This window comes from Sorangiineae bacterium MSr12523, from assembly GCA_037157775.1.
Classification (GTDB): domain Bacteria; phylum Myxococcota_A; class Polyangia; order Polyangiales; family Polyangiaceae; genus Pendulispora; species Pendulispora brunnea.
Genome location: CP089982.1, coordinates 10,130,509 through 10,144,900 on the forward strand (window position 1 = coordinate 10,130,509; position 14,392 = coordinate 10,144,900).

The 14,392-nt window shown below is 64.6% G+C and carries 12 protein-coding genes; 5 read left to right on the forward strand and 7 right to left on the reverse strand.

The window, feature by feature from the left end:
* Positions 1 to 16: 16 nt before the first annotated feature.
* From LZC95_39620 to LZC95_39635, 4 genes are all read right to left on the reverse strand, one after another.
* A complete protein-coding gene (locus LZC95_39620; protein WXA92545.1) occupies positions 17 to 574 on the reverse strand; it encodes a hypothetical protein in 558 nt (185 codons plus the stop codon).
* Positions 571 to 2,748 (reverse strand): molybdopterin-dependent oxidoreductase, encoded by a 2,178-nt coding sequence (locus LZC95_39625; protein WXA92546.1) that lies wholly within the window; start codon positions 2,746 to 2,748, stop codon positions 571 to 573. The genes LZC95_39620 and LZC95_39625 overlap by 4 nt, the downstream gene beginning before the upstream one ends.
* On the reverse strand, positions 2,745 to 3,224 hold the full coding sequence (locus LZC95_39630; protein WXA92547.1) for a (2Fe-2S)-binding protein: 480 nt from the start codon (positions 3,222 to 3,224) through the stop codon (positions 2,745 to 2,747). The genes LZC95_39625 and LZC95_39630 overlap by 4 nt, the downstream gene beginning before the upstream one ends.
* A gap of 84 nt (positions 3,225 to 3,308) precedes the next feature.
* Positions 3,309 to 4,268: a LysR family transcriptional regulator gene (locus LZC95_39635; protein WXA92548.1), complete on the reverse strand. Its 960-nt coding sequence runs from the start codon at positions 4,266 to 4,268 to the stop codon at positions 3,309 to 3,311.
* A 514-nt stretch (positions 4,269 to 4,782) separates the two neighbouring features.
* Between LZC95_39635 and LZC95_39640 the strand changes: the two genes are divergently transcribed.
* The 4 genes from LZC95_39640 to LZC95_39655 all read left to right on the forward strand — a co-directional run bounded on the left by LZC95_39640 (position 4,783) and on the right by LZC95_39655 (position 10,245).
* Entirely contained in the window at positions 4,783 to 6,951 is a 2,169-nt protein-coding gene (locus LZC95_39640; protein WXA92549.1) for a molybdopterin-dependent oxidoreductase, read from the forward strand.
* Between the two features lie 15 nt (positions 6,952 to 6,966).
* On the forward strand, positions 6,967 to 7,422 hold the full coding sequence (locus LZC95_39645; protein WXA92550.1) for a (2Fe-2S)-binding protein: 456 nt from the start codon (positions 6,967 to 6,969) through the stop codon (positions 7,420 to 7,422).
* 277 nt (positions 7,423 to 7,699) lie between these two features.
* Positions 7,700 to 9,064, forward strand: a complete 1,365-nt coding sequence (locus tag LZC95_39650) for an MBOAT family protein (GenBank protein ID WXA92551.1) — start codon at positions 7,700 to 7,702, stop codon at positions 9,062 to 9,064.
* Positions 9,065 to 9,066: 2 nt separating this feature from the next.
* The gene (locus LZC95_39655) at positions 9,067 to 10,245 is read left to right on the forward strand and encodes a hypothetical protein (GenBank protein WXA92552.1); all 1,179 of its coding nucleotides are present in this window, start codon (positions 9,067 to 9,069) and stop codon (positions 10,243 to 10,245) included.
* Position 10,246: 1 nt separating this feature from the next.
* Here the strand turns inward: LZC95_39655 and kynU are convergent, their stop codons facing one another.
* Both kynU and LZC95_39665 read right to left on the reverse strand, forming a co-directional pair.
* On the reverse strand, positions 10,247 to 11,497 hold the full coding sequence (gene kynU / locus LZC95_39660; GenBank protein ID WXA92553.1) for a kynureninase: 1,251 nt from the start codon (positions 11,495 to 11,497) through the stop codon (positions 10,247 to 10,249).
* Entirely contained in the window at positions 11,494 to 12,345 is an 852-nt protein-coding gene (locus LZC95_39665; protein ID WXA92554.1) for a LysR substrate-binding domain-containing protein, read from the reverse strand. The genes kynU and LZC95_39665 overlap by 4 nt, the downstream gene beginning before the upstream one ends.
* A gap of 78 nt (positions 12,346 to 12,423) precedes the next feature.
* Here LZC95_39665 and LZC95_39670 point away from each other — a divergent pair, with 78 nt between their 5' ends.
* On the forward strand, positions 12,424 to 13,575 hold the full coding sequence (locus tag LZC95_39670) for an MFS transporter (GenBank protein ID WXB00260.1): 1,152 nt from the start codon (positions 12,424 to 12,426) through the stop codon (positions 13,573 to 13,575).
* On the opposite strand, the gene LZC95_39675 is transcribed toward LZC95_39670, so the two are convergent.
* Positions 13,559 to 14,323: an AraC family transcriptional regulator gene (locus tag LZC95_39675; GenBank protein WXA92555.1), complete on the reverse strand. Its 765-nt coding sequence runs from the start codon at positions 14,321 to 14,323 to the stop codon at positions 13,559 to 13,561. The genes LZC95_39670 and LZC95_39675 overlap by 17 nt on opposite strands.
* Positions 14,324 to 14,392: the final 69 nt, after the last annotated feature.

Below are 14,392 nucleotides of genomic sequence, written 5' to 3' on the forward strand. Positions count from 1 at the left end.
CGACTTCGGTCGTCGATTATGGGCACGGTGCCCCGCCCGCTACCCAGGAGCGAATCGCCTCGGTCGTCCGCTCGTGGGAGACAGGCGGCAACGTCCGTCCGGGGCCGGGGGACCAACCCCATGCGACCAGCGGATCGGTCGCGATGTGCTCGACCAAGGCGGCGAGGTCCTTGCCGTTCGTCTGCACGGGATCCTTGAGCTGCTCGCAGAGCTGCCGCGGCGTGCGACCTTGGAAGACCATCGGTGTCGCCGCCGGCGGTAAATCCCAATGCGGCGCGCCGGGCGGCGTGTGCGGCAGTCGTCCATTGCTCGAGCGGTGGCACGTCGAGCACGATAGACCATTGTGCTCCGAGCGGCGCGTGATGTTTTGCGCGTGGGGAATGCCTTCATCCGTCTGCAGCGGGGCGTCTCCGGCGGGGTGACAATTCCGACAGCGCGGCGAGAGGAGCACGCGGTAAAGAACGTCGTACTCGGCGAGCGGCTCCGCGGCGACGGCGCGCTCGGGCCGGCCGAGCCATCCTACCGTTGCCCCGAGCGCGATGACGGATCCTGCAACCAAGACGCGCGCGTTCACGGTGCCTCCTTCATGGCGAGCGCGATGGGCAAACGGCGGATGCGCCGGCCGCTCGCGGCGAAGATCGCATTGCACAACGCAGGTGCAATCGGTGCTACCCCCACCTCGCCGCTGCCCGACGGCCGCTCCGTGTTGTCGACCACGTGCACCTCGATGGCCGGGCACTCGTGGTAGCGCAGCACCCGAAAATCGTCGAAGTTGCTCTGCTGAACCTGGCCCTCCCGAAAGGTGATCTGCCCGTGGAGCGCCGCGCCCAACCCAAAGACAATGGATCCCTCGATCTGCGCGCGTATCAGATCCGGATGGATCGGCAGACCACAATCGATGGCCGCCACCACCCGCCGCACGCGCACGTCCGTGCCATTCACCTCCGCCTCGACGACCTGGGCGCAATGGGAGTCCGCCCTCGACTGCAGCGCGATGCCGCGCCCCGTACCTGCAGGCAGGGGGCTGCCCCATCCAGCCTTGGAAGCAGCGAGCTCGAGGACGCCGAGAGCCCTCGGGGCATCGCGAAGCAGCGGGCGGCGGAACTCCACGGGGTCGCGCCCGCCCAAGTGCGCGAGCTCGTCGAGGAAGCATTCGAAGGCGAATGTATTGGACGATAGCGCCACCGAGCGCCAGGCACCGCATCGCACGATGGATTCGGCAACGCAGCCCTCGACCCGCGTTGCCGCAATAGCGTACAGCGTGTTGGTAAACGCCTCCGTATCGAGGCCGGGGACGATCGGTCCAACCTGGCATGCAAGGCGGCATAGCCAGGCGCGGAGCATCCCCGTCGCATCGAGACCACCGCGCATGGACGAGACGGCCATGGGCCGATAGTAGTCATTGGCCATTTCGTCTTCGCGCGACCACACGACCTTGACGGGTCTGCCGATGCGCTGTGCAATCAGGACGGCCTCCGTCACTTCTTCCGGGCGCGTACGGCGCCCGAAGGCCCCCCCGATCATCGTCCCGTGAACCTGAATCGACGGCGCCGGACGCCCCAGGACTTGTGCGGCCGTCGCCTGCATCCAGCCCGGCGCTTGAGTGGGCACCCAAATCTCGCAACGCTCGCCCGTCACGATCGCCGTCGCATTCGTCGGCTCCAACCCCGCATGCGCGAGAAACGGGGTTTCGTACGTGGCTTCCAACGTGGCGGCCGCGCGGCCCAACTCCGCGTCCACGTCACCTACGGCGCTTTGCACCGTCCCCGGTCGCGACGACAGGTCACGGTAGTGCGCCAGGATCGATTCCGAGGAGGTCCCGGTGCGTCCCCCCTCCCACGTGACGCGCACGTCCTCGGAGGCCCTGCGCGCTTGCCAATAGGTCGCGGCCACGACGGCAATTCCCTGAGGCCGCAAATCGAGCTGGCCCGGTACGCCCGCGATCGGTCCAGTGGGCGCGAGCTCGAGCGGGAACACGTCGAGCACGCCCGGACGAGTGCGCGCGACGGCCGCGTCGAAGGACGCGACACGCCCATCGTGCACGGGCGGATGTATCACCACCGCGACGACGAGCCCCGGTAGCTTGACGTCAAGGCCATATACCGCCGAACCATTCGTCTTGACCGGTCCGTCGAGACGGCGAATCGACTTCCCTAGCAAGCGAAATTCATGTGGTTCCTTGAGCCTCGGCTCCTCGACGGGAAACGCTGCAGCCCTCGTCGCCAGCGCGCCATAGGTGGCCGTTCGCCCGCTCGGCGCATGTCGAATGGTTCCGTCGCGGGCATCGCACTCCTCGAGCGGAACGCTCCACTCTGCCGCGGCGGCACGCCGCAACATCTCACGGGCCGTCGCCCCCGCAACCCGCAAGGGATCCCACGAGCTTAGGACGCTCGCGGAGCCTGCCGTCGTTTGAGCTCCCCTGAAATGGGGCAGCCGAACGCCGTACACGGGATCGACACCGGCAAACACGATTTCGATGCGTTGTGGATCCACCTCCAGCTCCTCGGCCATGATCATGGGGTGCGACGTCATCGTCCCCTGCCCCATTTCGACCCGATCGAGGACGAACACGATGCGATCGTCGGGATAGATGCGTAGCCATGCATTCGGCTCGAACGCCGTTCCCGGCCTCGCCGGCGGCGTTCCAGGCGCTGGCGGCGCCTCGGACGAGCGTCCGCAGCCCGGAAGGTGCAGCGCGAGCACCAGACCGCCCGCGAACCGGAGCAGGTCGCGTCGGCTGGGATTCATCGTCCACCTCCGTTGCGTCCCATTTGAGCCGCCGCACGATGAATGGCGAGACGGATTCTCGGATATGTGCCGCATCGGCAAATATGAGACGCCATGACGCTTGCAATATCTTCGTCGCTCGGTGCGGGATTGACGGCCAACATCGCGGCCGCGCCCATGATTTGGCCGGATTGGCAATATCCGCATTGCGGCACGTTCTCGGCAATCCACGCCGCCTGCAGCGGGTGCTGCACGCCGCCGTTCAGGCCTTCGATGGTCGTCACCTGACGCCCCTCCGCCTCGCTCACCGGATATACGCATGACCGGATGGCTTTTCCGTCGAGGTGCACGGTGCACGCACCGCACAAGGCTCGGCCACACCCGTATTTCGTACCCGTAAGCCCGAGTTGTTCACGGATCACCCAAAGCAGGGGTGTCTCCGGGTCCACGTCGATCTGAACTTCGTGACCATTCAGCACGAATTTCGATATAGCCATTGCAGATAAACTAAGTTGGCGCGCGCAAAAGACGAGGCCAATAATAAGCATACAGAACATACACACCGTTTATGTTCGCGCGCGTTACTTCTTGCCGTGACGTTCCACGCGCGCGACGAGGGCGAGGGCCACCTTCAAAAGGACACCGCGTAAGAAGCGCGCGGCCTCATCGTCGTCGGTAGCTCTGGACCAGAGAAGTTCGACGATCGACGATTCCCACGAAAACGGCAAGGGCGTGCTCCGCAAATGCGGCCGCGTCCGAATGATATGGTTGGCCACGAGCGTCGGAATCGTGGCCAGCAACGGCGATCCATCGACGACATCCGCCACGTAGCTGAACGCGGGAACGGAAATGCGTACCTTCCGCGCCAGACCGAGCGAGTCCTCGACGATGCCCCGCGTGTCGCCCGCATAAGAAACCACGACGTGTTCGCGTGCGAAGTACTCGCGTTCGGAGAGCTTTTTCGGCAACTTCGAATGACGAGGATCGTAAAGGCACACGAAGTGCGGCCAGGAAGATGGCTTGGGAGGTAGCGGCTGGCGAAGGATCGAGCGCGGAAGCTCGTCGGCGACGCCCACTGCGAAATCCACCTTGTGGGAGAGCAACAGCTCTTCGACGGTCCGGAATTGCACGGGGACGATGATGAGCTGCATCTCGGGCGCCTCGGTCCGCAACGCCTTCATGAAATCAGGGAGGATCAACGCCCCCAACGAATCGTCGAGCCCGATGCGCACCGTCGCTGTCGACGATTTGGGGTCGAAGACCGGCACCTCCATGGCCGCCGCGACGAGCGGCTGCAAGTGGGCGCGGGCAGCCGCCAAAAGCTCGGCACCGCGATGCGTGACCACCATACGGCGTCCCTGGCGGGTGATCAGCTCCGCACCGATGAACGCGGTCAGCCTGCGAATGGCCGCACTGACCGCGGGCTGGGTCACGTAGAGGCGCGCAGCCGCTCGGGTGATGCTCCCTTCCTCGGCCACGACGGCGAAGACGCGAAGCAGATTGAGATCCAAATCACGCGCATAAGCGTCCATTCCAGACATAACTACGCATTATGTCCGATACTCCCATTATTCACGAGCGTTAGGAAAGGAGGGACCTACGTTCTGGACGCCATGGCCGTCGAGCTCGCACGCACGGGGGCGCACGTCATTCTAGGATGCCGCGACGTGAATCGAGGAATCGCGGCACGAGCGGGCTCGCTGCAAGCGACCGAATCGATTTCGACAACCTGCAAAGCGAAAAGAGGTATCTGCCACAACGCGCCTACGCGGCGTCCAAGCTCGCGAATCTCGCGTTTCCAGTACGGAGCTCCTCGACCGCGGCATACAAAGGTGGTTCTTGAGCTTTGCACCAGCGCCAAACTTCGGTGCGCGGTATCGGAGCGTCTCACCGGAGTGGAATTCGAATCCCGACGCAATGCGGCATAGTCGGGCGATCGTAAATTCATAACAATGCATTCCATCATTACTGGCATCGAAGTTAGGATGAACCCCTCGTAACAAAGCGACCCTGGGGTCCTGGCCACCTGGTCAGGCATTCGAACGGTGGTGAGCGATGCACAAGGATGAAGGCTCCATCGGGCGTCGTCGATTTCTCACGTACTTGGTCGCCGCCCCCATCCTTACGGTGGCGTGCAAAGCCGAGGTCGAAACGGCACCCTCTTCCGCGGCCGGAGAAACGGCCTTGGGCGTGCCCGACGTCGTGGATCTCGGCGACGCGCTCATCCTCGCAGGCGCGCTCACCGCGTGGAATCTTTCCATCGAGATCGACCCGTCGAATCGCGTACGCATCAAACTGCCGCGGGCCGAGGTCGGGCAGGGCATCACCACCACCGCGGCGATGATCGTGGCCGAGGAGCTCGATGCGCGCCTGGCCGATGTCGATGTGCACCTTTCCGATGCGCAACCGGAGATCCTTTTCAATCAGCTCACGGGCGCGTCCAATTCGGTGCGTTCGCTCTATGGCCCGATTCGGGCCGTGGCCGCGGCCGCGCGTGCGCGTTTGGTGACGGCGGCGGCCGCGCAGTTCGACGTGCCCGCGCACACGTTGACGACCAAGGACACACAGGTGATCGCGCCCGATGGCCGCACGGCGACGTATGGCTCCCTTTCGGAGACCGCCGCGCGGGTGCTTTTGCCGGCGGTGTCGGCGGCGCCGAAAGACCCGTCGAAGTTCTCCGTCATTGGCCAGCCGACGACGCGCATCGATGCGCGCGAAATCGTGACCGGCCAGGCGAAATACGCCATGGACCTCGATGTGCCGGGGGCCCTGCCCACGGTCGTGGCGCGCGCACCGACCATCAAGGGCACCGTGGCCTCGTACGATGCCTCGGCGGCGCGGGGCATGCCCGGCGTGATTGCCATTGCGCAAGTGCCCAGTGGCATTGCGGTGACCGCGGAGACGTTCGATCAGGCCATCAAGGCGCGCGATGCGTTGCGCATCACCTGGAACGAAGGCCCGGTGGCAGGGCTCTCGGATGGCGACATTCGAGGCATGCTCGCATCGGCTGCCCTGCCGCTTACGCCGCCGCTGCTCACACCTTACGTCGATGCGGAGTTCGATTTTGCCTTCGTCAGCCATGCGCCGATGGAGGTGCTCGCCGCCGTCGCCGACGTGCGCGAGGGCAAGGCGGACGTGTGGTGCTCGTCCAAGTCGCCCATCGTGGCGCAGCAGACGATCGCAGCGAGCATCGGCCTGCCGCAAAGTGCGGTGACGCTTCATGTCGTGCGCGGCGGCGGCTCGTTCGGGCGACGGCTTTTCTTCGATGGGGCGCTGGAGGCGGCGCAGATCTCCAAGGCCATCGGCCGCCCCGTCAAATTGATGTGGACGCGCTCCGACGACACGAAGCACGGGCGCATGCGCCCTATGAGCCATCACAAACTGCGCGCAACGTACGGCCTGGGGGCGGTGCTCACCTACGAGCACCGCATTGCCGCCGTCAAAACCGATCTCACGCACGGCCTGGGCGAGGCGCTCACCGCGATCGGCTTCAAACTGCTCGGCGGGGTGCCGAACCAGCTCTTCTTCCTGCTGACGGAGAAGGTGCCCTACAACTTCGGCATCACCTCGCAGCTTTTGTCCGAGGTGCCCCTGGAGATGAACACCGGGAGCTGGCGCTCGGTCTATTCGGGATTCGTGGCCGTGGCGAATGAAATCATGGTCGACGAAATCGCGCGCACCTTGGGGAAAGATCCTGCGGCGTTCCGGCGCGCGACCTTGTCGTCCTCGCGTGCAAAAGCCGTGTTGGACAAGGTCACCAGCGCTGGAAACTGGGGCCGGGCCATGCCGCCGGGCATGGCCCAGGGCATTGGGTTGCACGAGGAATACAAATCGTGCGTGGCCTGCTTGGTCGAAATCGATACGCGAGACAGTGCGGGGCCGCGGGTCACCAAGGCGGTGGTCGCGGCCGACGTGGGGCGTGCGGTGAATCCGCGCGGCCTCGAAGCGCAGATGATGGGCGCCACCGTCGACGGAATCTCCGTCACGTTGCAAGCGGGCCTGCACATCGACAATGGCGCCGTGCGCGAAAGCAGCTTTTCCGATTTCCGCTATGCGCGCATGCGCGATACGCCGCGGGAATTCGAAGTTCATATTCTACCGCCCACGACCGGAGAACCCGGCGGCGCCGGGGAGCTCGCCTACCCTGCCGCCGCCGCCGCCGTGGCCAACGCCTACGCCCGCGCGACCGGAACGACCCCACGCCGTTTTCCCGTCATGGGATGAACAGGAGCCACGACCATGCCGAATTACACCTTCACGCTCAACGGCAAACCGGTCACGGTGGACGCCCCTGCCGATATGCCCCTCTTGTGGGTCCTGCGCGACAAACTCGGAGTCACCGGCCCCAAATACGGGTGCGGCGTCGGCGTCTGCCGCGCGTGCACCTGTCACCTCGACGGCACGGCCTTCACCCCATGTCTGGTCGCCATGCGCGACCTCCCGGCCAACGCGAAGGTCACGACCATCGAGGGCCTGGCCAAAGGCGAAACCTTGCACCCGGTGCAGCAGGCCTGGATCGACTGCGACGTCGCCCAATGCGGATTCTGCCAGGCGGGCCAAATCATGGCTGCCGCCGCCCTGCTCACGCAAAAGCCCGCCCCGACGGACGACGATATCGACACCATTGAAAATGTGTGCCGCTGCGGCTCGTACCCGCGCATTCGCCTGGCCATCAAAAAGGCTGCGGGCGGCTAGCCCCCCCAACCTGCTGCGGCCAATGATTCCGCAGTAAGGCCGCGCCCGGCACGAAAAAAAAGACTGCGCGACGAAGATTGTCCGATCCCACCAACCGGAGTCCGGACATTGGAGCGAATAAGCCAGCACGCGCCGGCGAAGCCTTGCTCTTTCCATTGAATCATGAGCCGTTGCGCGAAGTTTTGGACACTATGCGCGGGGCACGTTTTCCATGGTCTTTTCTTCGCCGCTTTTCTTGTTCTTATTCTTACCGGTCGTCCTTACGCTTTACTTCGTCGTGCCGTTCGCAGCACGAAACGCGGTTCTTCTCCTTGCCAGCCTTCTCTTTTACGCGTGGGGCGAGCCAAGGTTCATCATTGTCTTGCTCGCCTCCGTTTCACTCAATTATGCCCTGGGGCTGCTCGTCGAGCGTTATCACCAGGGAATATCCGGAAAGCTCGTTCTCTTTGGCGCGGTCGCTATCAATATAGGGCTTCTAATTTTCTACAAATACGCCGCATTCGCCGTCGAAGCGGTGGATTCGTTCCGTATCTTGGCTTTTCCGCGCGCGGCTCCTCTCACCATGGGCCACATCGAGCTACCGCTGGGCATCTCGTTCTTCACGTTTCACCAGCTTTCGTACGTCATCGATGTGCGACGCCGCCAGGCCACGGCCCAGCGCAATCCATTTCTGCTCGCGCTCTACATTGCATTCTTCCCACAGCTCATTGCCGGCCCCATTGTTCGCTACCACGAAATTGCCCACCAACTCATTCGGCGTCATGTGGACACCGTGCGGTTTGCCGCCGGCGCGGAGCGTTTCATTCTCGGCTTGGGAAAGAAGATGCTCATCGCCAATACGGTCGCCGTATCGGCGGATGCCATTTTCGGCCTCCCCGCGGAGCAACTCGCCACGCCGCTCGCATGGCTCGGCATCGTCTGCTATTCGCTGCAGATCTATTTCGATTTTTCGGGATACTCCGACATGGCCATAGGACTCGCGGCGCTGTTCGGGTTTCGCTTCCCGGAGAACTTCGACTATCCCTACGTGAGCGCATCGCTCACGGAATTTTGGCGGCGCTGGCACATGTCGCTGTCGCGTTGGTTTCGCGACTATTTGTACATCCCGCTGGGCGGAAACAAAGGTTCCCCGCTTCGCACGTACGCTAACTTGGCCATCGTATTCTTTCTCTGCGGTTTGTGGCATGGCGCGAGCTGGACGTTCGTCGTCTGGGGGATCTACCACGGGGCATTCCTCGTCATGGAGCGCGCGGGCCTGGCCAAGGTGCTCTCGCAATGGCCGCGCGCGCTACAGCATGCGTATGCGCTGCTCGCCATCATGATGGGGTGGGTGCTCTTTCGTGTGGATTCCCTCGGGCACGCGGGTGTCTACTTTCGTGCGCTCGCCGGGCTGGGCCCGCGCGCGCACTACAATGGCAGCATTTACCTCGATAGCGAACGTGCGCTGGCCATCCTCGTCGGCATCGTGGCCAGTGCCGCATGCTTGCCCGCCGTGCGGCGCGCCCTCGTCCAACGTGCCGATGCGATGAGTGCAAACATGGCATCGACGGTGCGGGTGGCCGGATTCGGCCTCGTGTTCCTCGGATGCGCCATCAAATTGTCCGCCAATACGTACAACCCTTTCATTTACTTCCGATTTTGACATTGAAAAGGCATCGCACCGAGTGTGCACTCATTGCATTGTTCGTCGCAGGGATGCTCTTGCCGCTGGCGCGCCATTGGGCGCCTGCGCGCAACGCGGTACGGCTCGGCGAAAACCGGCGACAGGCCGAGGCGCCGCGGCTCCCCACGACTTTGGCCGCCGCGCGGCAGTTCCCGCACGACTTCGATGCGTATTGGAACGACTCGTTCGGCTTCCGTGACGATCTCATTCAACTGCACGCGCAGAGCAAGCTCGCTTTTGGCGTCGCCTCGATGAACGACGTCGTGCGCGGCCGCGATGGCTGGCTTTTTTACACCGGCGATCACTCGATGGAGATCCACCGCGGCGAGCGGCCGATGTCCCCGGAGGAGCTCGTCGCGTGGCAGCGCGAGCTCGAGGCGCGCGCGGATTGGATGGCGGCGCGCGGAGGCCACTACATCGTCGTCATCGCCCCCAACAAGGAATCGATTTATGGGGAGATGCTCGCGGAAGGGTACGAAAAGAGAGGCGCCACGCGGCTCGACCAACTCGTTTTGCACATGAGTGCGCATTCGCGGGTCAAGATTCTCGATTTGCGTGGCGCGCTGCTGGAAGAGAAAACGCGGCAGCAGGTGTATACGCTGACCGATACGCATTGGAACGATCATGGGGCGTACATCGCCTATCGGGAAATCTCGCGGCACCTCGCGGGACTCTATCCGCAGATGCAGGCACGCCCGCGCGACAGCTTCACCGTGCGCGCGCTGCCGCCGTGGTACGGCGATCTCGTGCAGATGCTGGGCATGGCCGGGCTCATGGACGAGCCACGCGACGAGCTGGTCCCCCATCCGGATTATGCGTCGAGCGACACGCCATCGACCGTGCCCGCCTCGGGCCGTCGCTGGGCCTCCATGCGCGGCTCGGCGGAGGGACCGCGCGCCGTGGTCTTCCACGACTCGTTCTTTCTTCCGCCCGAGGAGCGCGGCGATGCCGCGCGCGCGGCAACGGCGGCAAAATCCGCCGGCCAAAGCGCATTTCGCATGGTGCCTTTGCTGGCCGAGTATTTCTCCAGCAGCGTATTCACCTGGTCGCACGAGTTCGATCCCGAGCTCGTTCAACGCCAGGATGCCACCTTGGTGGTGCAGGAAATGGTGGAGCGCGTCCTCTCCGGTCCACCGCAAGGCCGCGCGCCGCAAATGTGAATCACGTCACGCGTGAGCGTGTCGCCGGGTAGGCCTCGTAGGCTTTGTTCTCCGCGATGTCGCGCAATCGCGAAAGGCCATCGTACAAATCGACGTAGCGCGTGTACAAAGGCGCAACGCCGATGCGCAGGCGATCGGGCGTGCGAAAATCCGGAATGGTGCCCGCATCCTTCCACGCACGGCACAATCGCCAGGCCTCCGGGTGCTCGAGCGTGATATGCGCGCCCCGCACGTGCGCATCGCGCGGAGAGGCAAGCCGAAAGCCGTGCGGCGCGAGCCACGCATCGTACAGCGACACGGCGTAGGACGTGAGCGCGCGCGCCTTGTCGTGAATGGCCGCCATTCCTGCCTCGGCGGTCAGCCGCGCGCCCTCGAGAACGCCGTAGAGCGAAAGCACGGGCGGCGTCCCCACGAGGAATCGCTCGATGCCGTCAGCCGGCTGGTACTCGGGGCCCATGTCGAATTGGTCGCGCTGCCCGAACCAGCCCCAGATCGGCTGGCGCAGTTGCGGCTGCAGGTCCGCGCGCACGTAGAGAAATGCAGGCGCACCGGGACCGGCGTTGAGGTGCTTGTACGTGCAACCGACGGCCAGGTCCACACCGGCACCGGCGAGATCGACGGGCACGGCGCCCGCCGAATGGCAAAGATCCCAGAGAACGAGCGCGCCGGCTTGGTGGGCGGCCGCCGTGATGCCTTTCAGATCGGCGATGGCGCCGGAGCGGTAAGCAACGTGCGAAAGCGACAGCAGCGCGACGTCCGTGCCCAGGGCCTCTTTCACCCGCGCCAGGGTCACGCCCTCGTCGATGTCGGTGCGGATCGACCGCAGCTCGAGACCGCGGGCGCGCGCAAGCCCCTCCAAGATGTATCGATCGGTGGGAAAATTGTCGTCGTCCGTGACGATGACCCGGCGATCGCCGCGCGCATCCAAGGCGGCCGCGGCAATCTTGTACAGGTTGACGCTGGTCGAATCGGAAACGACGACCTCCCCGGGTGCGGCGCCCACGATGCCGGCCAGCACGTCCCCCGCTTCGCGTGCGAGCTCGATCCAATGGTCCCATGCAGCCACCAGCTCACCGGCCCACTCGTCCTCCATGGCGCGCCGAATGCGCGCAATGGCCGCTCGGGGCGGGCGGCCGAGGGAATTGCCATCGAGGTAAATGCAGGTGCTGCGCCCGAAATCGAACCGATCACGGAAGCGCGCCAGCGGATCCGCCGCATCCCGCGCGAGGGCGTCATCACGCGTAAAGCTCATTGTCCCCTCGCGGTGCGAACGAATTCGACGAGGGCACGCGAGGCGAAGGCATCGCGCCTGCGAACGAAGACGGTTTCCGTAAAGGCGTAGCGCTTTGGAAGCGTGTGCGCCTTCACGCGATGGCTTCCCGCATTCTCGACGACGGAGCGTGGCATCAACGTGATGCCGAGATCCGCCGCGACGCAACCGAGGATCCCATCGAGCGTGCCGAACTCCAGCCGGCGCGGCATCGCAATACCGCGGTCGGCAAGGAAATGATCGAGGCGCTGCCGGTAGGAGCAGCCCGGCCGAAAGACGACCACGCCCTCGCAACGCAGCGCCGCCCGCAAATCCGCGCGGGAGGGAGCACTCACCAGAACGAGTTCCTCCTCGAAGATGGTCTCCTCCGTGAGATCGGGATGATGCCGCGGACCGACCACGAAGGCGCCCTCCAGTTTGTACGCGACGACGTCTTCGACGAGCGACGCCGACGAGCCAGTACGCAAGGTGAGGTCGACCTCGGGGTAGCGCTTGCGGTAGCGGATGAGAACCGGCGACATGCGCACCGCGGCGGTCGTTTCCAACGTGCCGATGACCAAGGTGCCGGTGGGCTTACCATCGTCCAGGGCGCGGCGCGCCTCGGTCAACAGCTGCGCGGTGCGCACGGCGTAAGGCAGCAGGGTTTCGCCCGCACGGGTGAGCGAAACACCGCGCGCATGCCGGAAGAACAGCGGCTTTCCGAGGTTTTCCTCCAAGGCGAGGATGCGCGCGGTGACGTTCGATTGAACGGTGCCCAGCTCACGCGCGGCCTTTCCGATGCCGCCGTGGCGGGCGACGGCTTCGAAGACGTGCAGATCCGCGGAGTTCATGGGGCATCATTCTGAACGATGGCTCACATCGAAACAAATCGTTTTTCACGATGACGTACCCACCCCACATTGAGCTCCGTGAATGACCGCGCTCCCTTCGTACGTCTGTGGCTGGCCACCTTTTTTGGATACGTGGCCCTCGGGGTCACGTTGCAGAGTCTGCCCGATTACTTGGTGAATCGCTTTGGTGCGGGACCGCTGGGTGTGGGCATCGTCATCGGCGTCGCATCCGTGGCCGCCGCGGTGACACGGCCTCTGGTGGGGCGCGCCGCCGATCGCGGGCTTGCACGAAGGGTGGTGCTCGCGGGCGGTCTGCTCGGCGTCGCCGGCGGCCTGGGCCATTTACTCGCGCCGAACCTGGCGGCGCTTTTCCTCGCGCGATTGTGCCTCGGCGCGGGCGAAGGCAGCGTCTTCACCGGCGCCGTCGCATGGATTCTGCAATTTGCCGCCACGGATCGGCGCGGGCGCATGGCCGGATGGTATGGGCTATCGATGTGGGCTGGCCTCGCGGTGGGTCCTTTTGCCGCGTTGGTGTTGCTCCGCGCCGGCGGCTCCATCACCGTGTGGGGCGCCGTCACGGCGTTGCCCGTGCTCACGTGGGGGCTCGTGGCCACCACGGCTGCACCGCCTGCGCGTGCCGGAGAGGATGGCGGCGGATGGCTTTTTCCAGCGGGCGCGCGGGCGCCGGCCTTCGCCTTCGGGCTCGCGAGCTGCGGCTATGGGGCGATTGCGGCGCTGATTCTTTTGCGACTCGCCCATGCGGGACTCGGCGGACAAGAGATTGCGCTCGCACTATTCGCGTTTTGCTTTCTCCTGTCACGCGCGCTGGGCAGTCCGCTGGTGGACCGCTTCGGCGGTCATCGCGTGGCCGTGGCCTTCGCCGGGCTGGAGGCGCTGGGGCTCGTGCTCGTGGGCATGGGGCACTCGATGGCGATGGTGCTCGTGGGTGTCGCTTTGGTGGCGGTCGGCGTATCGCTTCTTTATCCATCGACGGTCGAGGTCGTGGTCAATCGCACCCCGACGGACCAACACGGAGCCGCCCTCGGTGCACTCACCGCGTGCTGGGATCTCGGGGTCCTCACGGGCAGCGTTTCGGGCGGCCTGATTGTGACCCTCGTCGGCTACGAAGGGGCCTTCACGGTGACCGCGGCCCTCGCGGGGGCAGGCGCCTTGTTTTTCGCCGTCTTGGGCGGTGTCGGTGGTCGATTGCGAACTACGTACAGCGGATGAGCGTAACGTTCTCCGGATCGATCACCGACGAGGGATTCAACCCGAAGACTTCCACGAAGGCATGATCGAGGTGGGCCAAATCGTGAAAGCCGACCTCGTGGGCAATCTCCGTGAGACGCCGCCCTTGCGACCAAAGCGAGCACGCGCGCCACACCGCCGCCCAACGCGCATAATGGCTGATCGTGTGACCGGTCACCTCTTTGAAGAGATGCCGAAGCCGCGAGGACGATAGTCCCAACCGACGCGCCAGCCCCGTCACCGTCACCTCGTCGAAGGGCAGCTCGTCGATCAGGCGCAGCGCCTGCTCGATGCGAGGATCATGATGGGGCTCGTGCGGCACGTCTTCGATCAAACGCACCGCAGCATCGAACAAGCGCCCCACCTCGGCGCCCGGCAGCCTGCCCGAAAACGCCTCCGCCAACGCCGGCAGCAACGGCGCAAAGCGCTCGATATCCAGCACGCGCACCGGTTCGGGCGTGGGAATCGAGTGCATCGGCAAATCGAAAATTGCCATATCACTGTCCACGGCAATGACGCGCCGCCGCAAAACCTTGGGTGCGATCAACGCAGCGCGTGCAAAACGCGGCGCGTCATCGTTCACCTCGAGCTGGAACGGCTCTTTGCAGGCGAGCAATAGCGTCGGGGTGAGCCGGCGATACGGCGTTGCCGGAGCCAGAACCCACGTGGGTGCGAGTAGCAGGAAGCGCCGTAATCCGTAATAAACGGTAAATCGCAACGGGGCGCGCATTCGCGATTCAAAATAGTCGGTTTGCGCAATTAGAAAAGCCTCCTCATACAAGCCCGGTGGGTGCCGCTT